Source organism: Streptomyces sp. WAC04114 (assembly GCF_019733245.1).
Taxonomy (GTDB): Bacteria; Actinomycetota; Actinomycetes; order Streptomycetales; family Streptomycetaceae; genus Streptomyces; species Streptomyces massasporeus_A.
The window spans coordinates 18,056-38,280 of the sequence record NZ_JAIGQA010000025.1 but is presented as its reverse complement, the minus strand read 5'-3'; the positions used below and the strand labels follow the sequence as shown (position 1 = coordinate 38,280).

General features: G+C 72.4%; 19 protein-coding genes and 2 pseudogenes. 11 read left to right on the top strand and 10 right to left on the bottom strand.

Annotated features, from left to right (window positions below; genetic code table 11):
- The first annotated feature begins 161 nt into the window (after nucleotides 1–161).
- From K4G64_RS10180 to K4G64_RS10150, 7 genes are all read left to right on the top strand, one after another.
- Nucleotides 162–617, top strand: a complete 456-nt coding sequence (locus K4G64_RS10180; RefSeq protein WP_221755691.1) for a tellurite resistance TerB family protein — start codon at nucleotides 162–164, stop codon at nucleotides 615–617.
- Between the two features lie 137 nt (nucleotides 618–754).
- Nucleotides 755–970: a hypothetical protein gene (locus tag K4G64_RS10175; RefSeq protein ID WP_142165351.1), complete on the top strand. Its 216-nt coding sequence runs from the start codon at nucleotides 755–757 to the stop codon at nucleotides 968–970.
- 121 nt (nucleotides 971–1,091) lie between these two features.
- Nucleotides 1,092–1,469 (top strand): ketoreductase domain-containing protein, encoded by a 378-nt coding sequence (locus K4G64_RS40025; protein ID WP_308122311.1) that lies wholly within the window; start codon nucleotides 1,092–1,094, stop codon nucleotides 1,467–1,469.
- Between the two features lie 277 nt (nucleotides 1,470–1,746).
- Entirely contained in the window at nucleotides 1,747–2,526 is a 780-nt protein-coding gene (locus K4G64_RS10165) for a polysaccharide deacetylase family protein (RefSeq protein WP_221755690.1), read from the top strand.
- Between the two features lie 303 nt (nucleotides 2,527–2,829).
- Nucleotides 2,830–3,930, top strand: coding sequence for an AI-2E family transporter (locus K4G64_RS10160; protein WP_374206396.1), 1,101 nt, complete (start codon nucleotides 2,830–2,832; stop codon nucleotides 3,928–3,930).
- Nucleotides 3,931–4,021: 91 nt separating this feature from the next.
- Nucleotides 4,022–4,582 (top strand): helix-turn-helix domain-containing protein, encoded by a 561-nt coding sequence (locus K4G64_RS10155; RefSeq protein WP_221755689.1) that lies wholly within the window; start codon nucleotides 4,022–4,024, stop codon nucleotides 4,580–4,582.
- A complete protein-coding gene (locus K4G64_RS10150) occupies nucleotides 4,579–5,016 on the top strand; it encodes a hypothetical protein (protein ID WP_221755688.1) in 438 nt (145 codons plus the stop codon). Before K4G64_RS10155 ends, K4G64_RS10150 begins: the two co-directional genes overlap by 4 nt.
- A 6-nt stretch (nucleotides 5,017–5,022) precedes the next feature.
- On the opposite strand, the gene K4G64_RS10145 is transcribed toward K4G64_RS10150, so the two are convergent.
- The 3 genes and pseudogenes from K4G64_RS10145 to K4G64_RS10135 form a co-directional block, all read right to left on the bottom strand.
- Nucleotides 5,023–5,691 (bottom strand): DUF5701 family protein, encoded by a 669-nt coding sequence (locus K4G64_RS10145; RefSeq protein WP_221755711.1) that lies wholly within the window; start codon nucleotides 5,689–5,691, stop codon nucleotides 5,023–5,025.
- A gap of 276 nt (nucleotides 5,692–5,967) precedes the next feature.
- Nucleotides 5,968–6,825: pseudogene (locus K4G64_RS10140) on the bottom strand (helix-turn-helix domain-containing protein); the annotation flags it as partial.
- A gap of 179 nt (nucleotides 6,826–7,004) precedes the next feature.
- Nucleotides 7,005–7,841: an alpha/beta fold hydrolase gene (locus tag K4G64_RS10135; protein WP_221755687.1), complete on the bottom strand. Its 837-nt coding sequence runs from the start codon at nucleotides 7,839–7,841 to the stop codon at nucleotides 7,005–7,007.
- A 187-nt stretch (nucleotides 7,842–8,028) separates the two neighbouring features.
- Here K4G64_RS10135 and K4G64_RS10130 point away from each other — a divergent pair, with 187 nt between their 5' ends.
- Nucleotides 8,029–8,979: a phosphotransferase gene (locus tag K4G64_RS10130; protein ID WP_221755686.1), complete on the top strand. Its 951-nt coding sequence runs from the start codon at nucleotides 8,029–8,031 to the stop codon at nucleotides 8,977–8,979.
- Between the two features lie 24 nt (nucleotides 8,980–9,003).
- On the opposite strand, the gene K4G64_RS10125 is transcribed toward K4G64_RS10130, so the two are convergent.
- Nucleotides 9,004–9,456: an Lrp/AsnC family transcriptional regulator gene (locus tag K4G64_RS10125; RefSeq protein ID WP_221755685.1), complete on the bottom strand. Its 453-nt coding sequence runs from the start codon at nucleotides 9,454–9,456 to the stop codon at nucleotides 9,004–9,006.
- Between the two features lie 111 nt (nucleotides 9,457–9,567).
- On the opposite strand from K4G64_RS10125, the gene K4G64_RS10120 reads away from it, so the two are divergent.
- The gene (locus K4G64_RS10120; RefSeq protein WP_221755684.1) at nucleotides 9,568–10,194 is read left to right on the top strand and encodes a LysE family translocator; all 627 of its coding nucleotides are present in this window, start codon (nucleotides 9,568–9,570) and stop codon (nucleotides 10,192–10,194) included.
- A gap of 44 nt (nucleotides 10,195–10,238) precedes the next feature.
- Here K4G64_RS10120 and K4G64_RS40020 read toward each other — a convergent pair.
- The 6 genes and pseudogenes from K4G64_RS40020 to glyA all read right to left on the bottom strand — a co-directional run.
- Nucleotides 10,239–10,639 (bottom strand): annotated as a pseudogene (locus K4G64_RS40020) (hypothetical protein); the annotation flags it as partial.
- Nucleotides 10,636–11,262, bottom strand: coding sequence for a sarcosine oxidase subunit gamma (locus K4G64_RS10115; protein ID WP_260460263.1), 627 nt, complete (start codon nucleotides 11,260–11,262; stop codon nucleotides 10,636–10,638). The gene K4G64_RS10115 and the pseudogene K4G64_RS40020, both read right to left, overlap by 4 nt.
- Complete coding sequence (locus K4G64_RS10110; RefSeq protein WP_221755683.1) at nucleotides 11,255–14,095, bottom strand: sarcosine oxidase subunit alpha family protein; 2,841 nt, start codon at nucleotides 14,093–14,095, stop codon at nucleotides 11,255–11,257. Before K4G64_RS10110 ends, K4G64_RS10115 begins: the two co-directional genes overlap by 8 nt.
- The gene (locus K4G64_RS10105) at nucleotides 14,092–14,373 is read right to left on the bottom strand and encodes a sarcosine oxidase subunit delta (RefSeq protein WP_221755682.1); all 282 of its coding nucleotides are present in this window, start codon (nucleotides 14,371–14,373) and stop codon (nucleotides 14,092–14,094) included. Before K4G64_RS10105 ends, K4G64_RS10110 begins: the two co-directional genes overlap by 4 nt.
- Nucleotides 14,374–14,386: 13 nt before the next feature.
- Entirely contained in the window at nucleotides 14,387–15,607 is a 1,221-nt protein-coding gene (locus K4G64_RS10100; RefSeq protein WP_221755681.1) for a sarcosine oxidase subunit beta family protein, read from the bottom strand.
- Nucleotides 15,604–16,902, bottom strand: coding sequence for a serine hydroxymethyltransferase (glyA, locus tag K4G64_RS10095; protein ID WP_221755680.1), 1,299 nt, complete (start codon nucleotides 16,900–16,902; stop codon nucleotides 15,604–15,606). The genes K4G64_RS10100 and glyA overlap by 4 nt, the downstream gene beginning before the upstream one ends.
- Before the next feature lie 95 nt (nucleotides 16,903–16,997).
- Here glyA and K4G64_RS10090 point away from each other — a divergent pair, with 95 nt between their 5' ends.
- The gene (locus tag K4G64_RS10090) at nucleotides 16,998–17,693 is read left to right on the top strand and encodes a GntR family transcriptional regulator (protein ID WP_221755679.1); all 696 of its coding nucleotides are present in this window, start codon (nucleotides 16,998–17,000) and stop codon (nucleotides 17,691–17,693) included.
- Between the two features lie 112 nt (nucleotides 17,694–17,805).
- Nucleotides 17,806–20,208 (top strand): SpoIIE family protein phosphatase, encoded by a 2,403-nt coding sequence (locus tag K4G64_RS10085; protein ID WP_221755678.1) that lies wholly within the window; start codon nucleotides 17,806–17,808, stop codon nucleotides 20,206–20,208.
- The last annotated feature ends 17 nt before the right edge of the window (nucleotides 20,209–20,225 follow it).

Below are 20,225 nucleotides of genomic sequence, written 5' to 3'. Positions count from 1 at the left end.
GAAGTCAGGACGGAACGACCTGGCCATGACGGGTCTCCGTTCCGCCGGGCTGTCACCCGGCGGGCAACTGTCGTTCATCGGCACCGGGAGGCCGGGCTTTCGCGGACGAGGGCTGGTAGTTTCTACAGTGTTGTAGAAACTACCGACTTCATGGAGTGCACATGGCCCTGTGGGACCGTCTCAAGGAATCCGCCTCGACGATGCAGACGCAGCTGATGGCGAAGAAGAACGACCTCAAGAGCGGTGCCTTCCGCGACTCCAGTATGGCCATGTGCGCCCTGGTGGCCGCCGCCGACGGTACGGTCGACCCCGCCGAGCGGCAGCGCGTCGCCCAGCTCATCGCCACCAACGAGGTGCTGCAGAACTTCCCGGCCGAGGATCTGCGCCGCCGCTTCGAGGACAACCTCGACAAGCTGACCGCCGACTTCGACTTCGGCAAGGTGAGCGTCATGCAGGAGATCGCCAAGGCGAAGAAGAAGCCGGCCGAAGCACGGGCCGTCGTCCAGATCGGCATCGTCATCGGCGGCGCCGACGGCGACTTCGACAAGGACGAGCAGGCCGTGGTCCGCGAGGCGTGCTACGCCCTCGACCTGCCGCCGCACGAGTTCGATCTCTGAGACCCGGCGCGCCCCGGGCCAACGTGGTGTTCCCCGGCTGTGTCGAGCGGCCGGGGCGCCTGGATTCGGCCATGCTGGGGATGTTCGGCGTTGTTTGATGCTGTTCGGCACTCCCTCCCCACGACAAGGAGCCCCGCATGCCCACGGACCCGCTCGGACGATTCCTGGCAGCTCTGGACCCGGAGCACCGCGAGGCGGTCGGCACCAGGCCGCGCCAGGAGCAGGAGCGCCTCGCGGCGGCCTGGGAACGGGAACTGGAGGCGGACGACGAGCTCGACACCCTCGACGAACTGTCGCCGCCCGCGGCCGAGGCCGAGGCCGCCCGCCGTGTCCTGGAGCGCGAGACCGACTAGGGCGCCCTCCCCCGGCCGTCCAGGCGGTGCCCGGGACACCGATGCCCGTCCGCCTATGCTCAACGTCGTTGCGCTGCGAAGGGCTTGAGGGGCGGGGTCGGCCTTCGGCCCGGACGGTACGGTGCTCAACACCGGAGGCGCCGGCGCTCTGGGCGTCGAAGTGGCCCGCCCTTTGGCCGCCGAACACGGCGTACGGCATCTGCTGCTGACCGGACGCCGTGGTCCCGAGACCCCCGGGGCCGAGGAACCGCGCGCCGAGCTGGAGGAGTTGGGGGCCCGGGTCGATCGCGTCGCGTGCGACGCGGCGGACCGCGCCGCCCCGGCCGAGGTGATCAAGCGCTGCGACCCGCCACTGAGGGTGCGGTTCACGCCGCAGGTCTCCCGGACGACGGCACAACCGCATCTTCCTCGGCCGGAACCCCGATCCGCTCGCCGCGCCGACGCTCCTCGTCCGGGCCTCGCACCCCACCTCCGCGATGGCCGCTTCCGCGGACGGTGACGAGTGGCGTACGTCCTGGCCGTCGGCGCACGACGTTTCTGGACGTCTCCGGCGGCCGTCTGACGATGATGCGGGACACGCGAACACCACGGCTTCGGCCGTCCGCACCTGGATCGAGGGGGTGTCCGCGAACCCGGCGTGAGCGTGCCGAGCGGGCCGTCGGGATACCGCCGAGCAGCAGGATTGTCCGTGATCCGTAACAGCCGGATCCACCGGCCGCCTTCCGCCCTCTTGCCGTATGCACGGGCTCCACGGCGACGGCGAAGGAACAGAGGACATGGTGCGAAACGGCGGGCGGGGATGGTACGCCAAGGTGCTGGCGGCGGCGCTCGGGGTGACCGCGGTGGCCGGCCTCAGCTCGTTCTGGAACGCGCAGGTCGGTTCCGGCGAGGAGCGGCCCGCCCAGGGTGTCGCGGCGCCCCCCGCCCCGTCGCAGGGCCGGAAGGCGGCGCCCGTGGCGGCGGGTATCGTGCACGCCTCGGATGCGGGGGCCCGTGGCGTCAACATCACCATCGATGACGGACCGGACCCCGCCTGGACCCCCGAGGTGCTGCGGGTGCTGCGGGACAACGGTGTGAAGGCCACGTTCTGCATGGTGGCCACGCAGGCCCGCGCCCACCCGGACCAGGTCAAGGCGGTGGTGGCGGCCGGGCACCGGCTCTGCGACCACACCGTCTCGCACGACGTCACCATGGACCGCAAGTCCAAGGCCTACCAGTCACAGCAGATCCTGGACGCCGAACGCATGATCACCAAGGCGTCCGGGGGCGTCCGCCCGCTGTACTACCGGGCGCCCGGCGGAGCCTTCACCCCCTACAGCCGTCACCTCGCCGCGTCCCACGGGATGCGCCCCCTCGGCTGGAACATCGACACCAAGGACTTCGAACGGCCCGGCACGGAGGCCATGGTGGCCACCGTGAAGAACGAGATTTCCAACGGTCCGACCCTGCTCTTCCACGACGCGGGCGGGGACCGCTCGCAGACCGTCGCCGCCCTGCGAGAGGTCCTGCCGTGGCTGAAGGAGCAGGGGTACTCCTTCGGTTTCCCCGTGCGCTAGCCGCGGTCGGCGGGGCCGGACGGCGGTCGCGGGACGCCTGCGGTTCATGCCCCGGCCGGGGTGTCATCGTCGAGCTGATGCTTGATCAGGACCGGCGACAGGTAGCCGTCGGACAGGAAGCAACTGCCGTCCGGGGCGCGGTGGAGGCGGCGACGTCCGCCGGGCGGGCCGTGCCGGCCCGGGGGCGGAGCTGCTCGGAACGCCGCGGCTCCGCTGCGCCGTCCGCCCCGGCCGGTACCGGCCTTCGGGGGAACTTCGGGCCCGTTCCGCTGTCCGCCGGCCGGTGGGTGGTACGGGCATGAGGTGTCGACGCCCCCCGATCCACCCGTCTCGGCGCTGCCGGACCTGAACGACGCCGAGTCGCGCGTGCCGGGCGTACTGCGGACCGCGGCCGCGTACGCGTGGCGCCTCATCGCGGTCGGCATCGTCGTCCGGGTCGCGTTCTCCCTGCTCGGGCAGTTCCACCGGGTCGCCGTGGCCGTCTTCCTCGGTCTGGTCATCACGGCGGTGCTCCGTCCCGCCACCGCTCTGCTGGCGCGGTTCATGCCCCGGCCACTCGCGGTCGCCACCGCACTCATCGGCGGCATGGTCCTCGTCCTCGGGGCGCTGGCCCTGGTCGGTGAGACCGTGGCGGATCAGCGGACCGGGCTGGAGAAGGAGTTCGTGGCGGGGATCGACCGGATCGAGCGCCGGCTGGAGGAACCGCCCTTCCGGCTGCCCGCGGACGCGTTCGACGATCTCCAGTCCCGGATCGGCAAGCTCCTGTCGGACCACCGCTCCACCCTGATCAGCACGGCGCTCAGCGGCGCGAGCAGGCTGGTCGAGGTGCTGACCGTGCTCGCGCTGGCCCTGTTCTGCGCGGTCTTCTTCACGCACTCCGGCGAGAAGCAGTGGCAGTGGCTGTGCGACCAGCTGCCCGAACGGGCCCGGCAGCCGGTCGCGGTCGGGGCGGGGGCGGCGTGGCGGACCTTCACCGGGTACACCCACGGCATCCTGCTGGTGGCCGCGACCAACGCGGTCCTCGTGGGCATCGCGCTGTTCGCCCTCGGGGTGCCGCTCGCCGTGCCGTTGGCCCTGCTGGAGTTCATGGCCGCGTTCATCCCCCTGATCGGCTCGCCCATCGCCCTGGCGGTCGCGGCGGTCGTCGCCCTGGCATCGAAGGGACCGCTCATCGCACTGGTGGTCGTCGCCCTGATCGTGGTCATCGGCCAGATCGAGGGCCATCTCCTGCACCCCATCGTGATGAGCTGGGCCGTCCGACTGCACCCGGTGGTGGTCGCCCTGGCGGTGGTCGGCGGGGCGGTCGCGGCGGGAGTGATCGGCGCCGTGGTGGCCGTACCGCTGGTGGCCGTGGTGTGGTCCGTGTACCAGGCGCTTCGGAGACCTGCGGGCGAGCCGGCCTGAACGCCCCGTCGGTGAGGTGCGCGAGCGGACGGGCCTCAGGCGTGGTCCGGCGCCGGAGATCGTCACCGGCCGCCGGACGTATCATCGCGCGGTGGGCACTGGGGTGGGGATCACGGCGCCGTTCGGCCGGCTGCTGCGCGGGTTGCGGCAGAGTCGCCGGCTGACGATCGAGGAACTGGCCGAGGCGTCGGGAATCTTGGGGCGGGCCATCGGGGACATGGAGCGGGGTCGGAGCCGGCGTCCGCACCGGGGCACCATCACCGCGCTCGCGCAGGGCCTGGAGCTGGACGAGGCGGCGCACGCGGACCTCCTCGCGGCCGCCCGGGCGGCCCGCCCCGGCGCGCGGCCCGCCGAGTTCGCCAAGGCCTCGCCGCACACACTGCCCAGGGGCGTACGGGACTTCGTCGGCCGGCAGGCGGAACTGACCGTGCTGCGCGCCCTCGCCCACGAGGCCGCCAAGGGGCTAGGGGTCGCGCCGCCGGCGGCCGTGGTGTCGGGTCCGCCCGGCAGGCGTGGGCGCACGCCTATCTCGGCTGGCTGCGGGACACCGTCGACGACCTGGTGGCCGCGGCCGACCACTATCACCGCGCGGCGGTGCTGTTCACCGAGGCGGACGACGTCAATGGCTGTCTCCAGGTGTCCTGCGGGATGATCCGGGTGCTGCGCGGAGCGGGGCGCGCACCGGCGGCAGTGGAGACCTTCCGGGGGATCATGGACACGCTCGCGGATCCCCGCCACCGGGACCGGATCCCGCCCAACGTACGGGAGTTCACCGCCCTGTCCGCCGTCTACGCGGTGTCCTTCGTCCATCTCGACGAGGGGCGGTGGGCGGAGGCCGCCGACGCGCTGCGGTCCGTTCGCGGGCAGTTCGACGACCGCGGGTGGTACAAGCAGGCGGGCAAGGTGCATCTGCATCTGGCGCATGCGCTGGCCCGGCTCGGCGAACGAGCCGAGTCCGCCGCCGAGTACCGGGCCGTGCTCGCGCTGGAGAGCCGTGTTCCCGCGGACGTGCGGGACGAGGCACACACCGGCCTCACCCCGCTGACCGCGGGCCGGCCGGTGCCGCGCATCCGGTTCGTGCAGTGACGGGCGTCAGCCTCTGCGGCCCGTCGTGGACGCGAAGCCCAGCCATGTGTGCCGGTTGTTCCACCAGCACCAGCCGACCTTGGGGGCATTGCGGCGCTCGCGGCCGTCGCGGCCGGTGCCGTTGCTGATCCAGATGGCCGGGGTGCGGGCGTCCAGGGTGCCGTTGGGCTTGCGCAGCCGGGAGCCGATGGTCATGAAGCAGAGGTTGCGCTCCAGGGCCTCGGGTTGCTGGAGCACCCAGTGGATGCCCTCGGTGAGCACCAGCGGGGTGCGGTCCTCCTTGGTGAGGGCGGGCAGGGCCTCGTCCGGGGACCAGTTGGACATGTGGTCGCCGCGGTCGATGCCGGTGACCAGGTAGAGCGGGGCGTCGGGCAGTTCGAGGGCACAGGGGGTGAACTCGTCGACGTCGGGCATGTCGACGACGACGAAGCCCGGCTTGCCGTCGCGGCGGAGCAGCGGTGCGAGGGCGGAGGCGGGGGCCCGGTCCGGATGTACGGCCAGCAGGGCACCGTCGCCGTCGGCCCCGGCTGCGGCCCGCGCGGCGAACGTGCGGACCTCGTCGGCGGACAGGCCCGCCCTCTCGTGCACCCCCAGCTCGATCAGCCGCTCGGCCTGCGCGCTCAGGGCCGGGAGTGCGGGGAGGACGGTGGACGGGTCGGGCGTGGTGTCGGGCACGATGCTCCCTGGGTGGACGACGTGGGGCGAAGCTCGGACGCGGGACGGACTCGCCTGCGGGGCGGACTGGCCCGCAGGGCGGATTCGCTCCTGCGTGAACTCATGGGCAACGAGCCGGTCCGCCGGGACGTTCCCGCTCCGCCGTGCCCGTTGCCCCCACACCTGCCCCGGCACCCGCCCCGCGAGTGGCAGACGCACGGACTGTCCGGCGACGGGAAGGCCGCCGGTCCCGCCGGCCTTCCCGTCGCCGGACAGTCCGTGCGTCTGCCACTCGCGGGGCGTCATCCCGTAGGCCGTGCGGAAGGCACGGCTGAAATGGCTGGGGCTCGTGAATCCCCAGCGCCGGGCGACGGCCGCGACCCCGTGCCCCAGGGCCGGGGAGCCCAGCAGGTCCCGGCGGCACCGCTCCAGCCGCTGGGTGCGGATCCACTCCCCGACCGTGACACCCTCCGCCTGGAACAGCTTGTGCAGGTAGCGGACCGACATGAAGTGCGCGGCGGCGATCCCGGGCGGTGCCAGGCCGGGGTCGGCGAGGTGCCGCAGGATGTGGTCCTTGACGCGCTCAAGGGTGGCCGCGGCGGTCTCCGGGCCCTGCGGGACGAAGCGGCCGCTCCGCTCGTTGATCAGCAGCGCCAGCAGGTCGAGCGCCGTGGCGGCGAACTGGCGTCCGGCCAGGGCGTCGAGATGCCCCGCCTCACGTGCCAGGCGCGCGAAGTAGGTCCCCACCACAGCCGCGCTGCCCTCCCGGCCGGAGAACGCCGTGGCTGTCAGCGCCCGCAGGTCCTCGTCACGCACCCGGAGATCCTCGCGGGGGAAGTGGAAGGAGGTGAAGCTGAACGCGTCCTGCACCTTCTTCCGGAACAGCCGCGAGGAGTCGGAGAGGGAGAAGTCGCCCGGTCCGATGCGGGCCTGTCTGCCGTCCTGTTCCTTGAGCGCGCTGCCCCGCCGCTGCAGGGTCAGGATGAGGAACTGCTTGCCGTCCCGGGCGATCAGCCGTCTGCTGCGTGTCACGACCTGCGGGCCCGCCTGGACCTGCGAGACCTGTAAGGAACCCAGCCGGTGGCTGACGATGCTGCCGGGCGACGGATCGTCCTCCAGGAGTCGCACGTCGAGCGGGATGAAGGTCCGGGACACGGCGTGGTGCCAGCGCTCCCCCCGGTCGGCCGCCGGCAGTGACGCGGTGGAAAGGACGACGGACACCTGGATTCCCCCCGGGCATGGTCAAGGGCCGGCGGGCGGGATCCGCCGCCGGCCCTGATGATGTCACCATGCCGCGCCGGGGCGGTCCAGGAAGAATCGGGGGAAGAAACCGATCACTTCGCCAGGAAGGCCAGCAGCGCCGCGTTGACCTCCTCCGCGTGGGTCCAGAGCAGGCCGTGCGGGGCGCCCTCGATCTCCACGTAGTCCGCCGACGGCAGGGCCTTGCGGAACGGTCGCGCGGTCCCCTCGACGGGCAGGATGCGGTCGCCCGTGCCGTGCAGGATCAGGGCCGGCACGTCGATCGCGGGGATGTCGGCGCGGAAGTCCGTGTACCAGGTCGCGGGCGCGGCGGACGCGGCGAAGAACCCACCACCCGCGGCGACGTCCCAGCTGCGGCGGACGGCCTCCTCGCTGATCCGGGTGCCGAGGTTCTCGTCGAGGTTGTAGAAGTCCTTGTAGAACTCGGTGTAGTAGGCGTAGCGGTCGGCCTTCACCGCCGCGACGACCCCGTCGAAGAACTCCTTCGGGGCGACCCCGTCCGGGTTGTCGTCGGACTTCAGCAGGCAGGGCTCCAGGGAGGCGAGGAAGGCGACCTTGGCGACCCGGGCCGAGCCGTACCTGGCCACGTAACGGGCGACCTCGCCGGTGCCCATCGAGAACCCGACGAGGACGGCGTCCCGCAGGTCGAGGGTCTCCATCACGGTGTTCAGGTCGGCCGCGAAGGTGTCGTAGTCGTAGCCGGTCGTCGGCTGGGAGGACTGCCCGAAACCGCGCCGGTCGTACGTGATCACGCGGTGTCCGGCGTCGAGCAGGACGGCGGTCTGCCGCTCCCAGGAGTGCCCGTCGAGCGGGAAGCCGTGGATGAGGACGACCGGCTGCCCGGATCCGTGGTCCTCGTAGTACAGGTCGATGGCGGTGGAGTTCTCCTGGCCCACGGTGATGTACGGCATGTGCTGCTTCCTCGTTTCCGAGCGACTGGTGCAAGGGACCCGGCCACGCTAGGACGGCCGCGGAGGCGCCGATTGCCGTACAGCGCACGGAGGGTTGACCGGGGGTGCACAAAGCTGGAGCAGGTCGGGGAGGCTGACGGTCGATATCCACGAGAAGTGAGTGCCCGCCCATGACACCCTCGGGGACATGGAAGACTTCTTGACACCTGATCAGATGTCCGCCCGCACCTCCAGGGCCCTCGCCGCCGCCATCGCCGCCGGGCGGGATCTGGGGCTCGCCGTGAGTGACGCGAGGGTCATCTACGACGTGTTCTCGGTCGTCGTGCACCTGGCTCCGTCACCCGTGGTGGCCCGGGTGCCGACCGTGCTGCCGTCGTACACCGACACCGAGTTACAGGCCGCCCGGCAGCGGCAGGAGCTGGACGTGGTGGGGTGGCTCGCGGATCACGGGCATCCGGTGATCCCGCCGAGTCCGCTCGTGCCCCGGGAGCCCGTGACGCGTGACGGCTTCTCGATGACGTTCTGGCAGTTCGTCGAGCTGGACCAGAGCGCCGAGCCCGACCATGTGCGCCACGCCGGCCTGGTCGCCGACCTGCACGCCGCGCTGCGCGCCTACCCGGGTGAGCTGCCGTTCCTGTCGGCGGCCGAGCCGCGGTTCGTCACCGAGGGGCTCGCCGTGCTCGAAGGGCGCCCCGATCTTCTGGATCCGGCCGATCTCGACCGGGCGCGGCGCGAGTGGGAGGTGCTGGAGCCGGTCGTCGGCTCACGCGCGGGGTTCGAGGCCGTGTTCCCCGGCGTCGGGCTCCAGCCGATCCACGGGGACGCCCCGGCGGCCAACATCGTCTCTGGGCCGGACGGCGTGCTGTACTCCGACTTCGAACTGACCACGCTGGGGCCGGTCGAGTGGGATCTGGCGGCCATCGGCCCCGAGTGCGAGGCCGCGTACGACGCCGCCGCCGGGCGCCTGGGGCTGCGCCGGCTGGACCAGGACGTGCTGCGGGTCGTCAACGCGGTGGGCATGTCCCGCGCGGTGGCGTGTCTCGCCCTCGCGCCGCAGCTGCCCCTGCTGGTGGACGCGCTGAAGCCGGCCGTCGAGCAGTGGCGGACGATGCCGTTCGCCGGAGGGCTGGACGCCTGAGGCCTGCCCCTGCGCCACGGCCGCTCACTCGGGCAGCGGGCGGTCGTCGACGATGTGCTTCATGACGAGGGTGGAGTTGAGGCGCTGCACCCCGGGCAGCCGTGCGAGCTGCTGGTCGTAGAGCTGCTGGAAGGCGGTCAGGTCGGTGGCGGCGACACGCAGGAGGTAATCGGGGTCGCCGAACAGGCGCTGGGCCTGGAGCACGTGCGGGACGGCGGCCACGGCCTCTTCGAACGCGGAGACCGTGTCGGCGTCTTCCAGGCGCATGGTGACGAAGACCAGCGCCTCGAAGTTCAGGCCCACGGCTGCCGGGTCCACCATGGCGCGGTACCCGCGGATCGCGCCCTCGCGTTCGAGATCGCGCAGCCTGCGGTGACAGGGCGAGACGCTCAGTTTCACGCGGGCGGCCAGCTCGGTGACGGTGAGACGGCCGTCCAACTGCAGCTCGGTAAGAATTTTCCGGTCCATGGCATCCATGGAGAAGATTCTGCCCCAGATACCGCGATCAAGGAGTAAAGAAGGGAACACTTTCGGGCAGATCCGGCCTAGCCTTCCTCTCGCACCACAGCACGTGAGAGGGAACGATCGATGGACACGACCACGCTGGCGGCCTTCCTGGCAGTGGATCTGCTGCTGATATTCACGCCCGGCGCGGACTGGGCCTACGCGATCACGGCGGGCCTCAGGGACCGGTCGGTCGTGCCGGCGGTCGCCGGGCTGGTGGCCGGATACGCGGGGTACACCCTGCTCGCGGTGGCCGGACTGGTGGTGATCGTGGCGAGCTCAGGGACACTGCTCACCGCGCTGACCGTGGCCGGGGCCGGCTACCTGGTGTGGCTCGGCTGGGGAGTGCTCCGGCAGCCGGCCACCCTGACGGCCTCCGAGGCGGAGGTGGCCGCCGAGGGCTCCTCCCGGCTGCGGGTCATGCTCAGGGGAATCGGGATCAGCGGCCTGAATCCCAAGGCGCTGCTGCTCTACTTCTCCCTGTTCCCGCAGTTCATCGACCCCGCGGGTGCGTGGCCGGTGGCCGGCCAGACCGGCCTGCTCGGCTCGCTGCACATGACCGCGTGCGCCGTCGTCTACCTCACCGTCGGAGTCCTCTCCCGCACCGTCCTGCGGACCAGGCCCTCCGCGGCCCGGGCGGTGACACGGATCTCCGGTGCGATGATGATCGCCATCGGCGGGTTCCTGCTCGTGGAACGCCTGGCCGGCTGACGGAGCTTCGCCCGCCGGGGCCTGATGGCCCACCTCGGTGCCCGGGCCCGCGCCAGGGCCGCCGCCTCCGCGTCGCGGCCGATGGCGGCGAGGTCCTCGGGCGTGTGGCTGTGGTCGACGTCGATGACCTCCTGGGCGATGATCGGGCCTTCGTCGAGGTCCGCGGTGACGTAGCCGGGCCTCGGCCTCCGGCTTGGTCGCGGCGGTGACCGGCACGTGGAAGAACGGAATTCCGTGCCAGGCGACCACGTCGATGGGCAGGTCCCCGCTGCGGGTACGGAAGAGCAGGTCGTTGAGGCACTGTGTGGCCGTCCCGGCGGTCGCCGAACTGGTGGTTGTCGATGATGTCGCTGCCGTGGTCGAGCAGGAACCGCGAGACGGCGGCGACGATGCCGGGCGACTCGGGGCAGTCGAGGGTGAGGACGTACTCGGCCCGTTGGATCAGGGCACCTCCGGTCGGCTGAACTCGCTCATCGCGTCGATGAGCCAGCGCGCCAGGTAGTCGGCGAACGAGGAGCGCGGCAGCAGCCGGTACGTCGGTGCGTCGTCGACCTGCCAGAGCAGCACGGCGACGGGCCCCACCGTGGTCGACACCGCCCGGTCCGGACCGAAGGCCCGGGGATGCAGGTCCAGCGGGCACCCCTTCTCCAGCACCTGGCGGGCGCAGGGGCCGCTCAGCTCCAGCGTGGTGCGGTTCGCGGAGACGTCCACGACCGACCCCGGATCCGACCCCAGCGCGTCCCGCAACGCGGCGGCCTCCGACTCCCGCAACGCGGCGCCCTCCTCGGACGGGGAGAGCACGAGCCATTCGTCGGGTCCCAGCCACAGGACCGTGCGAGGACCGGACGCGGTGGTGTCACCGCACCGGCGCGGAAGCGGTGCCCCCAGGGCCGTCTCGATCCGGCCCGCCGCCTCAGAGGCGGGGTCGACGCGGAGGTCGACCATGGTGAGGAACGGCAGCTCCGTCAGCGTGACGCCGCGTGTGCCTGTGACGGCGGCCCGGCGCATCCGCTCCTCCAGATGGGCCAGGGGGCTCCGGCGCAGCGTCCCGGGGCGTGTCTCAGCCATCTCGCTTGGTCCCTTCGGGGTCGTAGAGGACGCAGTCGGTCACCTCGACGGGCACCAGGTCCTCGCCCACCGGGGCGAGCAGGGTCTCGCCGATCCTCGCCCGTCCGCCGGAGAGGAGGGCGAGGGCGAAGGGCCGGCCGAGGGCTGGGCTGTGGTAGCTGGAGGTGACGTGCCCGAGCATCGGCACCGGCACCGTCTCCAAGCTGACGTCCGGCGCGACGAGTTGGGTGCCCTCGGGGAGCCGGGTCGTGCGGTCCCTCGGGAGCAGTCCGACCAGGTGCTTGCGGTCGGTGCGGGCGGTGTCGGCGCGGGTGAAGGACCGCTTGCCGATGAACTCCTTCTGCTTCGAGACCACCCATGACATGCCCGCGTCCTGCGGGGTGACCGTGCCGTCGGTGTCCTGTCCGACGATGATGTAGCCCTTCTCGGCCCGCAGGACGTGCATGGTCTCGGTGCCGTAGGGGGTGATGCCGTACGGTTGCCCGGCCTCGTGGACCTGCTCCCAGACGGCCAGGCCGTACCAGCCCGAGACGTTGATCTCGTAGGCCAGTTCGCCGGAGAAGGAGATCCGGCAGATGCGGGCCGGGACGCCGCAGGCCAGAGTGGTCTCGCGGAAGGCCATGAAGGGGAACGCCTCGGCGGACAGGTCGACGCCGGGCGCGAGCCGGGCCACGACCTCGCGGGACTCGGGGCCGACGACGGCGATCGTCGACCACTGCTCGGTCACCGACGTGCAGTGGACGTCGAGTTCGGGCCACTCGGTCTGGAGCCACTCCTCCAGCCAGTCCAGGACGCCGGCGGCGCCGCCCGTCGTGGTGGTCATGAAGTAGCGGTCGTCGTCGAGGCGCAGGGTGACGCCGTCGTCGAAGATCATGCCGTCGGGCTTGCACATCACGCCGTAGCGGGCGGTGCCGGGCTTCAGCTTCTTGAAGGCGTTGGTGTAGATCCGGTTGAGGAACTCGCCCGCGTCCGCGCCCCGGATCTCGATCTTTCCGAGGGTGGAGGCGTCCATGAAGGCCACGCCCTCGCGGGCCGCGCGGCACTCGCGGGCCACGGCGGTGTCCATGTCCTCCCCCGGCCGGGGGTAGTACCGGGGGCGCTTCCACTGCCCGACGTCCTCGAACTCGGCGCCGTGCGCCACGTGCCAGGCGTGCAAGGGCGTGGTCCGCTCCGGGTCGAAGAGGTCGCCGCGTTCCCGTCCGGCCAGGGCGGCGAAGGCGATCGGTGTGTAGGGCGCCCGGTAGGCCGTGGTGCCGATCTCGCCCATCGAGCTCCCGAGGGCCTCGGCGATGACGCCGATCGCGTTGACCCCGGACGTCTTGCCCTGGTCGTTCGCCGTGCCGAGGGAGGTGTAGCGCTTGACGTGCTCGACGCCGCGCATGCCGGCGCCGGTGGAGCGCCAGACGTCGGCGACGGTGACGTCCCGCTGGAGGTCGACGAAGTGGCGGTCCCAGGTGCCGGGTTCGCCGTCGGGTCCGGGGACCAGCCACAGGGCGCGGGCCGGACCGGCCGGGAGCGGCGCGCCCTCGGGGGGTACGGCGACCGGGAACCCGGCCTCCGTCGCGGCCACCGCGCCCGCCCGGGCCCCTTCGGCACGGCAGCCGTCGAGGTCGTACGTCCCGCGCGCCGCACCGACGACCTGCTGGCCGCGCACGGCACCGTCGGGCACGAAGGCCACCAGCGTCTCGTCCCAGCGCAGCCGGCCCTGACGCTGGCTGTGCAGATGCACCACCGGACTCCAACCGCCCGAGACGGCGAGCAGGTCGCAGTCGAACCGCTCGGGTGCGCCGACGAGTTGGCCGTCGGCGTCGAGGGCCCGGACGGTGACACCGGTGAGCCCGGGGCCGCCCTCGGTGTCGATCACCGCGCTGCCTGTCAGCACCCGCACACCCGTGGCCCCGGCCACCTCGGCCGCCCGCCGGGACAGTTCGGGCCGCGCGTCCACGACGGCCTCGATGCCGATCCCGGCCGCGTGCAGATCGGCGACCGTGTCGTAGGCGCTGTCGTTGGTCGTGCTCACCACGGCCCGCGAACCCGGCGTCACGGCGTACCGGTTGAGGTACGTCCGGACGGCCGAGGAGAGCATCACCCCGGGCCGGTCGTTGCCGGCGAAGACCAGCGGACGCTCGTGCGCACCGGTCGCCAGGACCACCTGGCGGGCCCGGATGTGCCAGAGCCGCTGGCGCGAGACCCCCTCGGGGGCGGCGGTTCCCAGGTGGTCGGTGCGGCGCTGGAGGGCGAGCACGTAGTTGTCGTCGTAGGAGCCGAAGGCCGTGGTGCGGGGCAGGACGACGACCTCGGGGGCGGCGTCGAGGGCCGCCCGGACCTCGGCGACCCAGGCGGCGTCCGAGCACAGCGGACCACCGGGCTCGGGCTGGTCGTCGACGAGGATCACCCGCGCGCCGGAACCGGCGGCGGTCGCGGCGGCCGCCAGTCCCGCCGGTCCCGCGCCGACGACCAGGACGTCGGTGTGGACGTACTTCTTGTCGTGGACCGCGGGGTCGGGAGCCGGGTCGAGCCGGCCCATCCCGGAGAGGGTCGTGGCGGACAGACCGTCGTACAGCTCCACGGTCGTGGCCGGGAGCATGCCCTCCGAACAGGGGCCGTCCAGCTGTACCAGGGCGTTGGGCTCCTCGACGCCCGCGGCGACGATGCCGCGCGGGCGTCCGCGGTAGAGCGACGGGGCGACCTCCACGCGTCCGTTCGCCAGCATCGCGGAGGCGAGGGTGTCGCCGGGGTGGCCGGTCGCCTCCCGTCCGTCGACGGTGAAGCGCAGCACGGTGCCGCGGTCGACACGGCCCCCCTGCGGGAGCCGGAAGGGCTGGTCGGTCATCGGGTCCCTCCGGGGCGCGGCTCGTCGAGCCGGTAGGTGGTCAGCACCTCGTGGGTGGCGGTGTCGCGCAGGACGTTGAACCAGCGGCGGCAGCCGGTGCCGTGCATCCAGCGTTCCGCGAAGGGGCCCTTGGGGTTGTCGCGGTAGAAGACGTACGCGGCCCACTGCTCGTCGGTGAGGTCGGCCGGGGTCTCGGGGTGGGGGACGTGGGCCTGTCCGCCGTAGTGGTACTCGGTCTCGTCCCGCGGCCCGCACCACGGGCAGGTGATCAGCAGCACGGTGGTGTCCTCCTCAGTGGGCCACGGCCGCTGCGCCGTGTTCGTCGATCAGGGCGCCCGTGGTGAAGCGTTCGAGGGCGAAGGGGGCGTTCAGCGGGTGCGGCTCGCCGGTGGCGATGGTGTGCGCGAAGGTCCAGCCGGCGGCCGGGGTGGCCTTGAAACCGCCGGTGCCCCAGCCGCAGTTGACATACAGCCCCGCCACGGGGGTGCGGCCGATGATCGGCGAGGCGTCCGGGGTGACGTCGACGATGCCGCCCCAGGTGCGCAGCACGTGCGCCCGGGCGAAGACGGGGAACAGCTCGACGGCGGCGGCCATCTGCCGTTCGATGACGTGGAAGGAGCCGCGCTGGCCGTAGCCGTTGTAGGAGTCGACGCCCGCGCCCATCACCAGCTCGCCCTTGTGGGCCTGGGACACGTAGACGTGCACGTGGTTCGACATGACGACCGTCGGGTGCACCGGCTCGTGCAGCTCGGAGACCAGTGCCTGGAGCGGATGCGACTGCACCGGCAGCCGTACGCCCGCCCGTTCGGCCAGGACACTGCTGTGCCCGGCGGCGGCGAGTCCGACCCGGCCCGCGTGGATGCGGCCCCGGTTGGTGTCGACGCCCACGACCCGGTCGCCGTCCTTGAGGAAGCCGGTGACCTCGCAGCCCTGGATCAGGTCCACGCCCAGCTCGTCGGCGCGGCGGGCCAGCGCCCAGGCGACGTGGTCGTGCTTGGCGATGCCGGCCCGGGGCTGGAAGGTGCCGCCGAGGACCGGGTAGCGGGTGCGGGGCGAGACGTTGAGGATGGGGCAGACCTTGGCGACCTGGTCGGGGTCGAGCCACTCGGCGTCGACGCCGTTGAGGCGGTTGGCATTGGCCCGGCGCATGCCCTCGCGGACGTCCTGGAGGGTGTGGGCGAGGTTGAGGACGCCGCGCTGGCTGAACAGGAAGTCGTAGTCCAGTTCCTCGGGGAGCCGCTCCCACAGCTTGAGCGCGTGCTCGTAGATCGCGGCGCTCTCGTCCCAGAGGTAGTTGGAGCGGATGATCGTGGTGTTGCGGGCCATGTTGCCGCCGGCCAGCCAGCCCTTCTCCAGGACGGCGACATTGGTGATGCCGTGGTTCTCGGCGAGGTAGTAGGCGGTGGCCAGGCCGTGGCCGCCCGCGCCGACGATGACGACGTCGTAGGAGGAGCGCGGGTCGGGGTTGCGCCAGAGGAAGTCCGGGTGCTCCGGGAGCGGTCGGGCGGTCATGCCGGGGCTCCGTCCAGGTAGAGGGGGAAGGCGGCGGCGAGCTTGTCGACCCGCTCGCGCAGTGCGTCGTCCGGCTGTTCGCCCTTCAGGGCCTCGGCGATGATGTCGGCGACCTCCCGGAACTGCGTCGCGCCGAAGCCACGGGTGGCCAGGGCAGGGGTGCCGATGCGCAGGCCCGACGACACCATCGGCGGGCGCGGGTCGAAGGGCACGGCGTTGCGGTTGACAGTGATGCCGATGCGGTGCAGCCGGTCCTCGGCCTGCTGTCCGTCGAGCGCGGAGTGCCGCAGGTCGACGAGGACCAGGTGGACCTCGGTACCGCCGGTCAGGACGGTGATGCCGGCCTCGGCGACGTCGTCGGCCAGCAGCCGTCCGGCGAGGATGCGGGCGCCGTGCAGGGTGCGTTGCTGGCGTTCCCTGAACTCCTCCCCCGCCGCCACCTTGAACGCCACCGCTTTCGCGGCGATCACGTGCTGGAGGGGCCCGCCCTGCTGGCCGGGGAAGACGGCGGAGTCGATCTTCTTGGCGAGGGCGGCCCGGCTGAGGATCACCCCGCCGCGGGGGCCGCCGAGGGTCTTGTGGGTGGTGGTCGTGACGACGTCGGCGTACGGCACCGGGTTCGGGTGGAGGCCCGCGGCGACCAGACCGGCGAAGTGCGCCATGTCCACCATGAGGTGGGCGCCCACGGCGTCGGCGATCCGCCGGAACGCGGCGAAGTCCAGCTGTCGCGGGTAGGCCGACCAGCCGGCGACGATCATCTTCGGCCGGTGAGCGAGGGCGAGCCGCTCGACCTCCTCCATGTCGACGCGCAGGTCGGACTCGCGCACGTGGTAGGGCACGACGTCGTACAGCCTGCCGGAGTAGTTGATCCGCATGCCGTGGGTCAGGTGGCCGCCGTGCGCCAGGTCGAGGCCGAGGATCGTGTCGCCCGGCCGGAGCAGGGCGAACATCGCGGCGGCGTTGGCCTGCGCGCCCGAGTGCGGCTGGACGTTCGCGGCCTCGGCGCCGAACAGTTCCTTCACCCGGTCGACGGCCAGCCGCTCGACGACGTCGACGTGTTCGCAGCCGCCGTAGTAGCGGCGGCCCGGATAGCCCTCGGCGTACTTGTTGGTGAGGACCGAGCCCTGGGCCTCCAGCACGGCGGCCGGGGCGAAGTTCTCCGAGGCGATCATCTCCAGCGTCGACTGCTGGCGGTGCAGCTCGGCCCGTACGGCGGTGGCGACGTCCGGGTCCAGTTCGCTGAGCGTCAGGGCGAGGGGGGACGCGAGTGTGCTGGTCGAAGGGCTGGTTGCCATGGGTGCACCATCCTGGGAGCCAACTAATGCGCAACTGATATATCAGACTGTGCGGTACGGTATGGGAGCTCGCCGGACAGGTCAAGGGGGCATCCATGCAGCAGTTGGCGACCGAGCCCAGGAGTGGGGATTCCCGGGGCCCAGAGCCCGGCGGCGAGGAGCTGTCGCTCGCCGAGCGCGCCTATCGCGCCATCCGTGACCGGCTAGTCATGCTCGAGATCCGCCCGGGCGCCCCGATCCACGAGGAGCAGCTCGCGCAGTCCCTCGGCGTCGGGCGGACACCGGTGCGTGAGGCGCTGAAGCGGCTCCAGTACGAGCGCCTGATCACGACCTACCCCCGGCGCGGCACCTTCGCCACCGAGGTCAACATCACCGACCTCGCCCATATCTCCGAGGTGCGCCAGGAGCTCGAGCCCCTGGCCGCCGCCCAGGCCGCGCGGCGCGCCACGGCGGCGGACCGGGCGGTACTGACGGCCCTGCGGCGGGAGCTGGAGGGCGCGGACCCCGCCCGGCAGGACGCCGGCGAGCTGATGCGTCTGGACCTCCAGGTCCACCGCGCGGTCTACGCCGCCGCGCACAACCCGTATCTGGAGGACACCCTCGTCCGCCACGACAACCTCGCCACCCGGATCTGGTGCCTGTTCCTCGACCGCCTGTCCGACATGGCGGGTCATGTCGGGGAGCACGGGCCGCTGATCGAGGCGATCGTCGCGGGCGAGCCGGAGCGGGCGGCGCGGCTCGCCCGAGGCCACGTCGAGGGGTTCGAGCAGGCGATCCGCGCGGCCATCTGAGCGTTCGCGCTGGTCACCGAGGCGCTACTCGGCAGACGAGCCCCGGCGGCCCGGTAGCGGGACAATCGGGTGCAGGGACTCAGCAGGCAGTGGCGGCATATCCGGAGGCACCGTGCAGGGACGCGTACCGAAGGACTTGGCGTTCGTCGTCGACGCCGGTGGAGCGATCACGGTGTGGAGCGACGGGGCCCGCCGTCTGCTCGGCTACGAGCCCGCCGAGCTGGTGGGAAGGCCCGTCGACGACCTGCTCGCCGCCCGTCTCCCGGAGTCCACGCGGCGGCACGCGACCGAGGGCCTGCCGTGGGCCGGTGAGGTGGCGCTGCGGCATCGCGACGGCAGCCGGGTCGTGGTCCGGCTGCGGGGGACGCCGCTGCTGGACGCGGAGGGCGGACGGCTCTGGCTGGTGACCGGCTCGGTGCCGGTGCACCCGGGCCCGCGGGACGAGCACGGGCCGCCGCTGTGGGACCTCGCTCTCGCCCAGCTCCCCGTACCGGTGGCGGTCTACGACCGGGACGCCCGGCTGGTGGGCGCCAACGAGATCATGGCCGAGGTGATGGGCAGGTCCGAGGAGGAGATGAAGGGCCTGACCCTGTGGGAGATCGAGCCCAACCCGCCCTTCGACACCAACGACCGCCTCCAGCGGGAGGTCCTGCGCACCGGCGAGATGATCTTCCACGAGGAGCACGGCAAGGCCCCGGGCGACATCCGGCCGCACGCCTGGTCCATGTTCATGTCGCCGCTGAAGGACGAGGCCGGCGTCGTCCAGGGCCTGTCGGCGACCGTGTTCGACACGACGGAGCAGTACTGGTCGCGGCGCCGGCTGGCGGTGATCAACGAGGCCAGTCTGCGCATCGGGAGCACCCTGGACGTGGCCCGCACGGCCGAGGAGATGGCGGAGGTGGCCGTCGCCCGGGGCTTCGCGGACTTCGTCACCGTGGATCTGCTGGAATCCGTGACCCGGGGTGACGAGCCGGGGCCGCTGCCGATCGACACGCCGGTCACGCTGCGGCGCACCGCGCAGCGGTCGGTGCTGGAGGGCTGTCCGGAGTCGGTGGTGACGCCGGGCGGCACGGTCCGCTACCCGGTCGGGGCGCTCCCGCTGCGGACCCTGGCCGCCGAGCGGGGCGCCCGGCATCATCCGGGGGATCCGGAGCTGCTGGACTGGCTCAAGGCCTCCCCCGCCCGGGCCGAGACCGTGTCCAGGTACATGATCCACTCGGTGATGATGGTGCCGCTGCGCGCCCGCGGCGTGACCCTGGGCCTGGTGCACTTCCTGCGCCACCGCACCCCGGACTCCTTCAGCGAGGACGATCTGCTGCTCGCGGAGGACATCGTCGCCAGGGCGGCGGTCAGCGTGGACAACGCCCGCCGCTTCACCCGGGAGCGCCGTACGGCCCTGGCGCTCCAGCGCAGCCTGCTGCCCGAGCGGCTTCCGGAGCTGGCGGCGATGGACATCGCCTACCGCTATCTGCCCACCGGGGCCGGTGCGGACATCGGGGGCGACTGGTTCGACGTCATCCCGCTGTCCGGTGCCCGCGTGGCCCTGGTCGTGGGCGACGTGGTGGGCCACGGCATCCAGGCGTCGGCGACGATGGGCCGGCTGCGGACCGCCGTGCGCACGCTCGCCGATGTCGATCTGGCCCCCGACGAGCTGCTCACCCAGCTGGACGACCTCGTCATCCGGCTCGACCGGGAGGAGGGCCCGGAGGTGCGCGGGGCGGAGGAGGCGTCGGGGCAGGTCGGCGCCACCTGTCTGTACGCCGTGTACGACCCGGTGTCCCGCCGCTGCACCATGGCCCGTGCCGGGCATCCGCCGCCCGCGCTGGTCACGCCCGACGGCGGCGTCCGGTTCGTGGACCTGCCGGCCGGGCCGCCGCTGGGGCTGGGCGGCCTGCCGTTCGAGGCCGCCGAGGTGCAGCTGGAGGAGAACAGCCTGCTCGCCCTCTACACCGACGGCCTGATCGAGGCGCCCGGCCACGACGTCGAGATCGGCATCTCCCTGCTGCGCCAGGCACTCGGCGCCCCCGCGCCGGAGCTCGAGGAGACCTGCGAGCAGGTGCTGCGCACCCTGCTGACCGGCCGGCCCGCCGATGACGACGTCGTGCTGATGCTGGCGCGCACGGCCGTGCTCGACGTCGGGAAGGTCCGCACCTGGCAGCTGCCCCCGGACCCCGCGGCCGTGGCCCGGGCCCGCAAGATGGCGGGCGCGCAGCTGGCCGAATGGGGTTTGACGGAGGCGGAGTTCGCCACCGAGCTGATCGTCAGCGAACTGGTCACCAACGCGCTGCGGTACGGCGGCGCCCCCATCGAGCTGCGGCTGATCCGCGACTCGACCCTCATCTGCGAGGTGTCCGACGGCAGCAGCACCGCCCCGCATCTGCGCCGGGCCCGGGTCTTCGACGAGGGCGGGCGGGGACTGCTGCTCGTCGCCCAGCTCGCCGAACGCTGGGGCAGCCGCCAGACCGCGACGGGCAAGACCATCTGGGCGGAGCAGGCCCTGCCCGCCGGGGTGTGAGCCGGGCCACCGCGTGT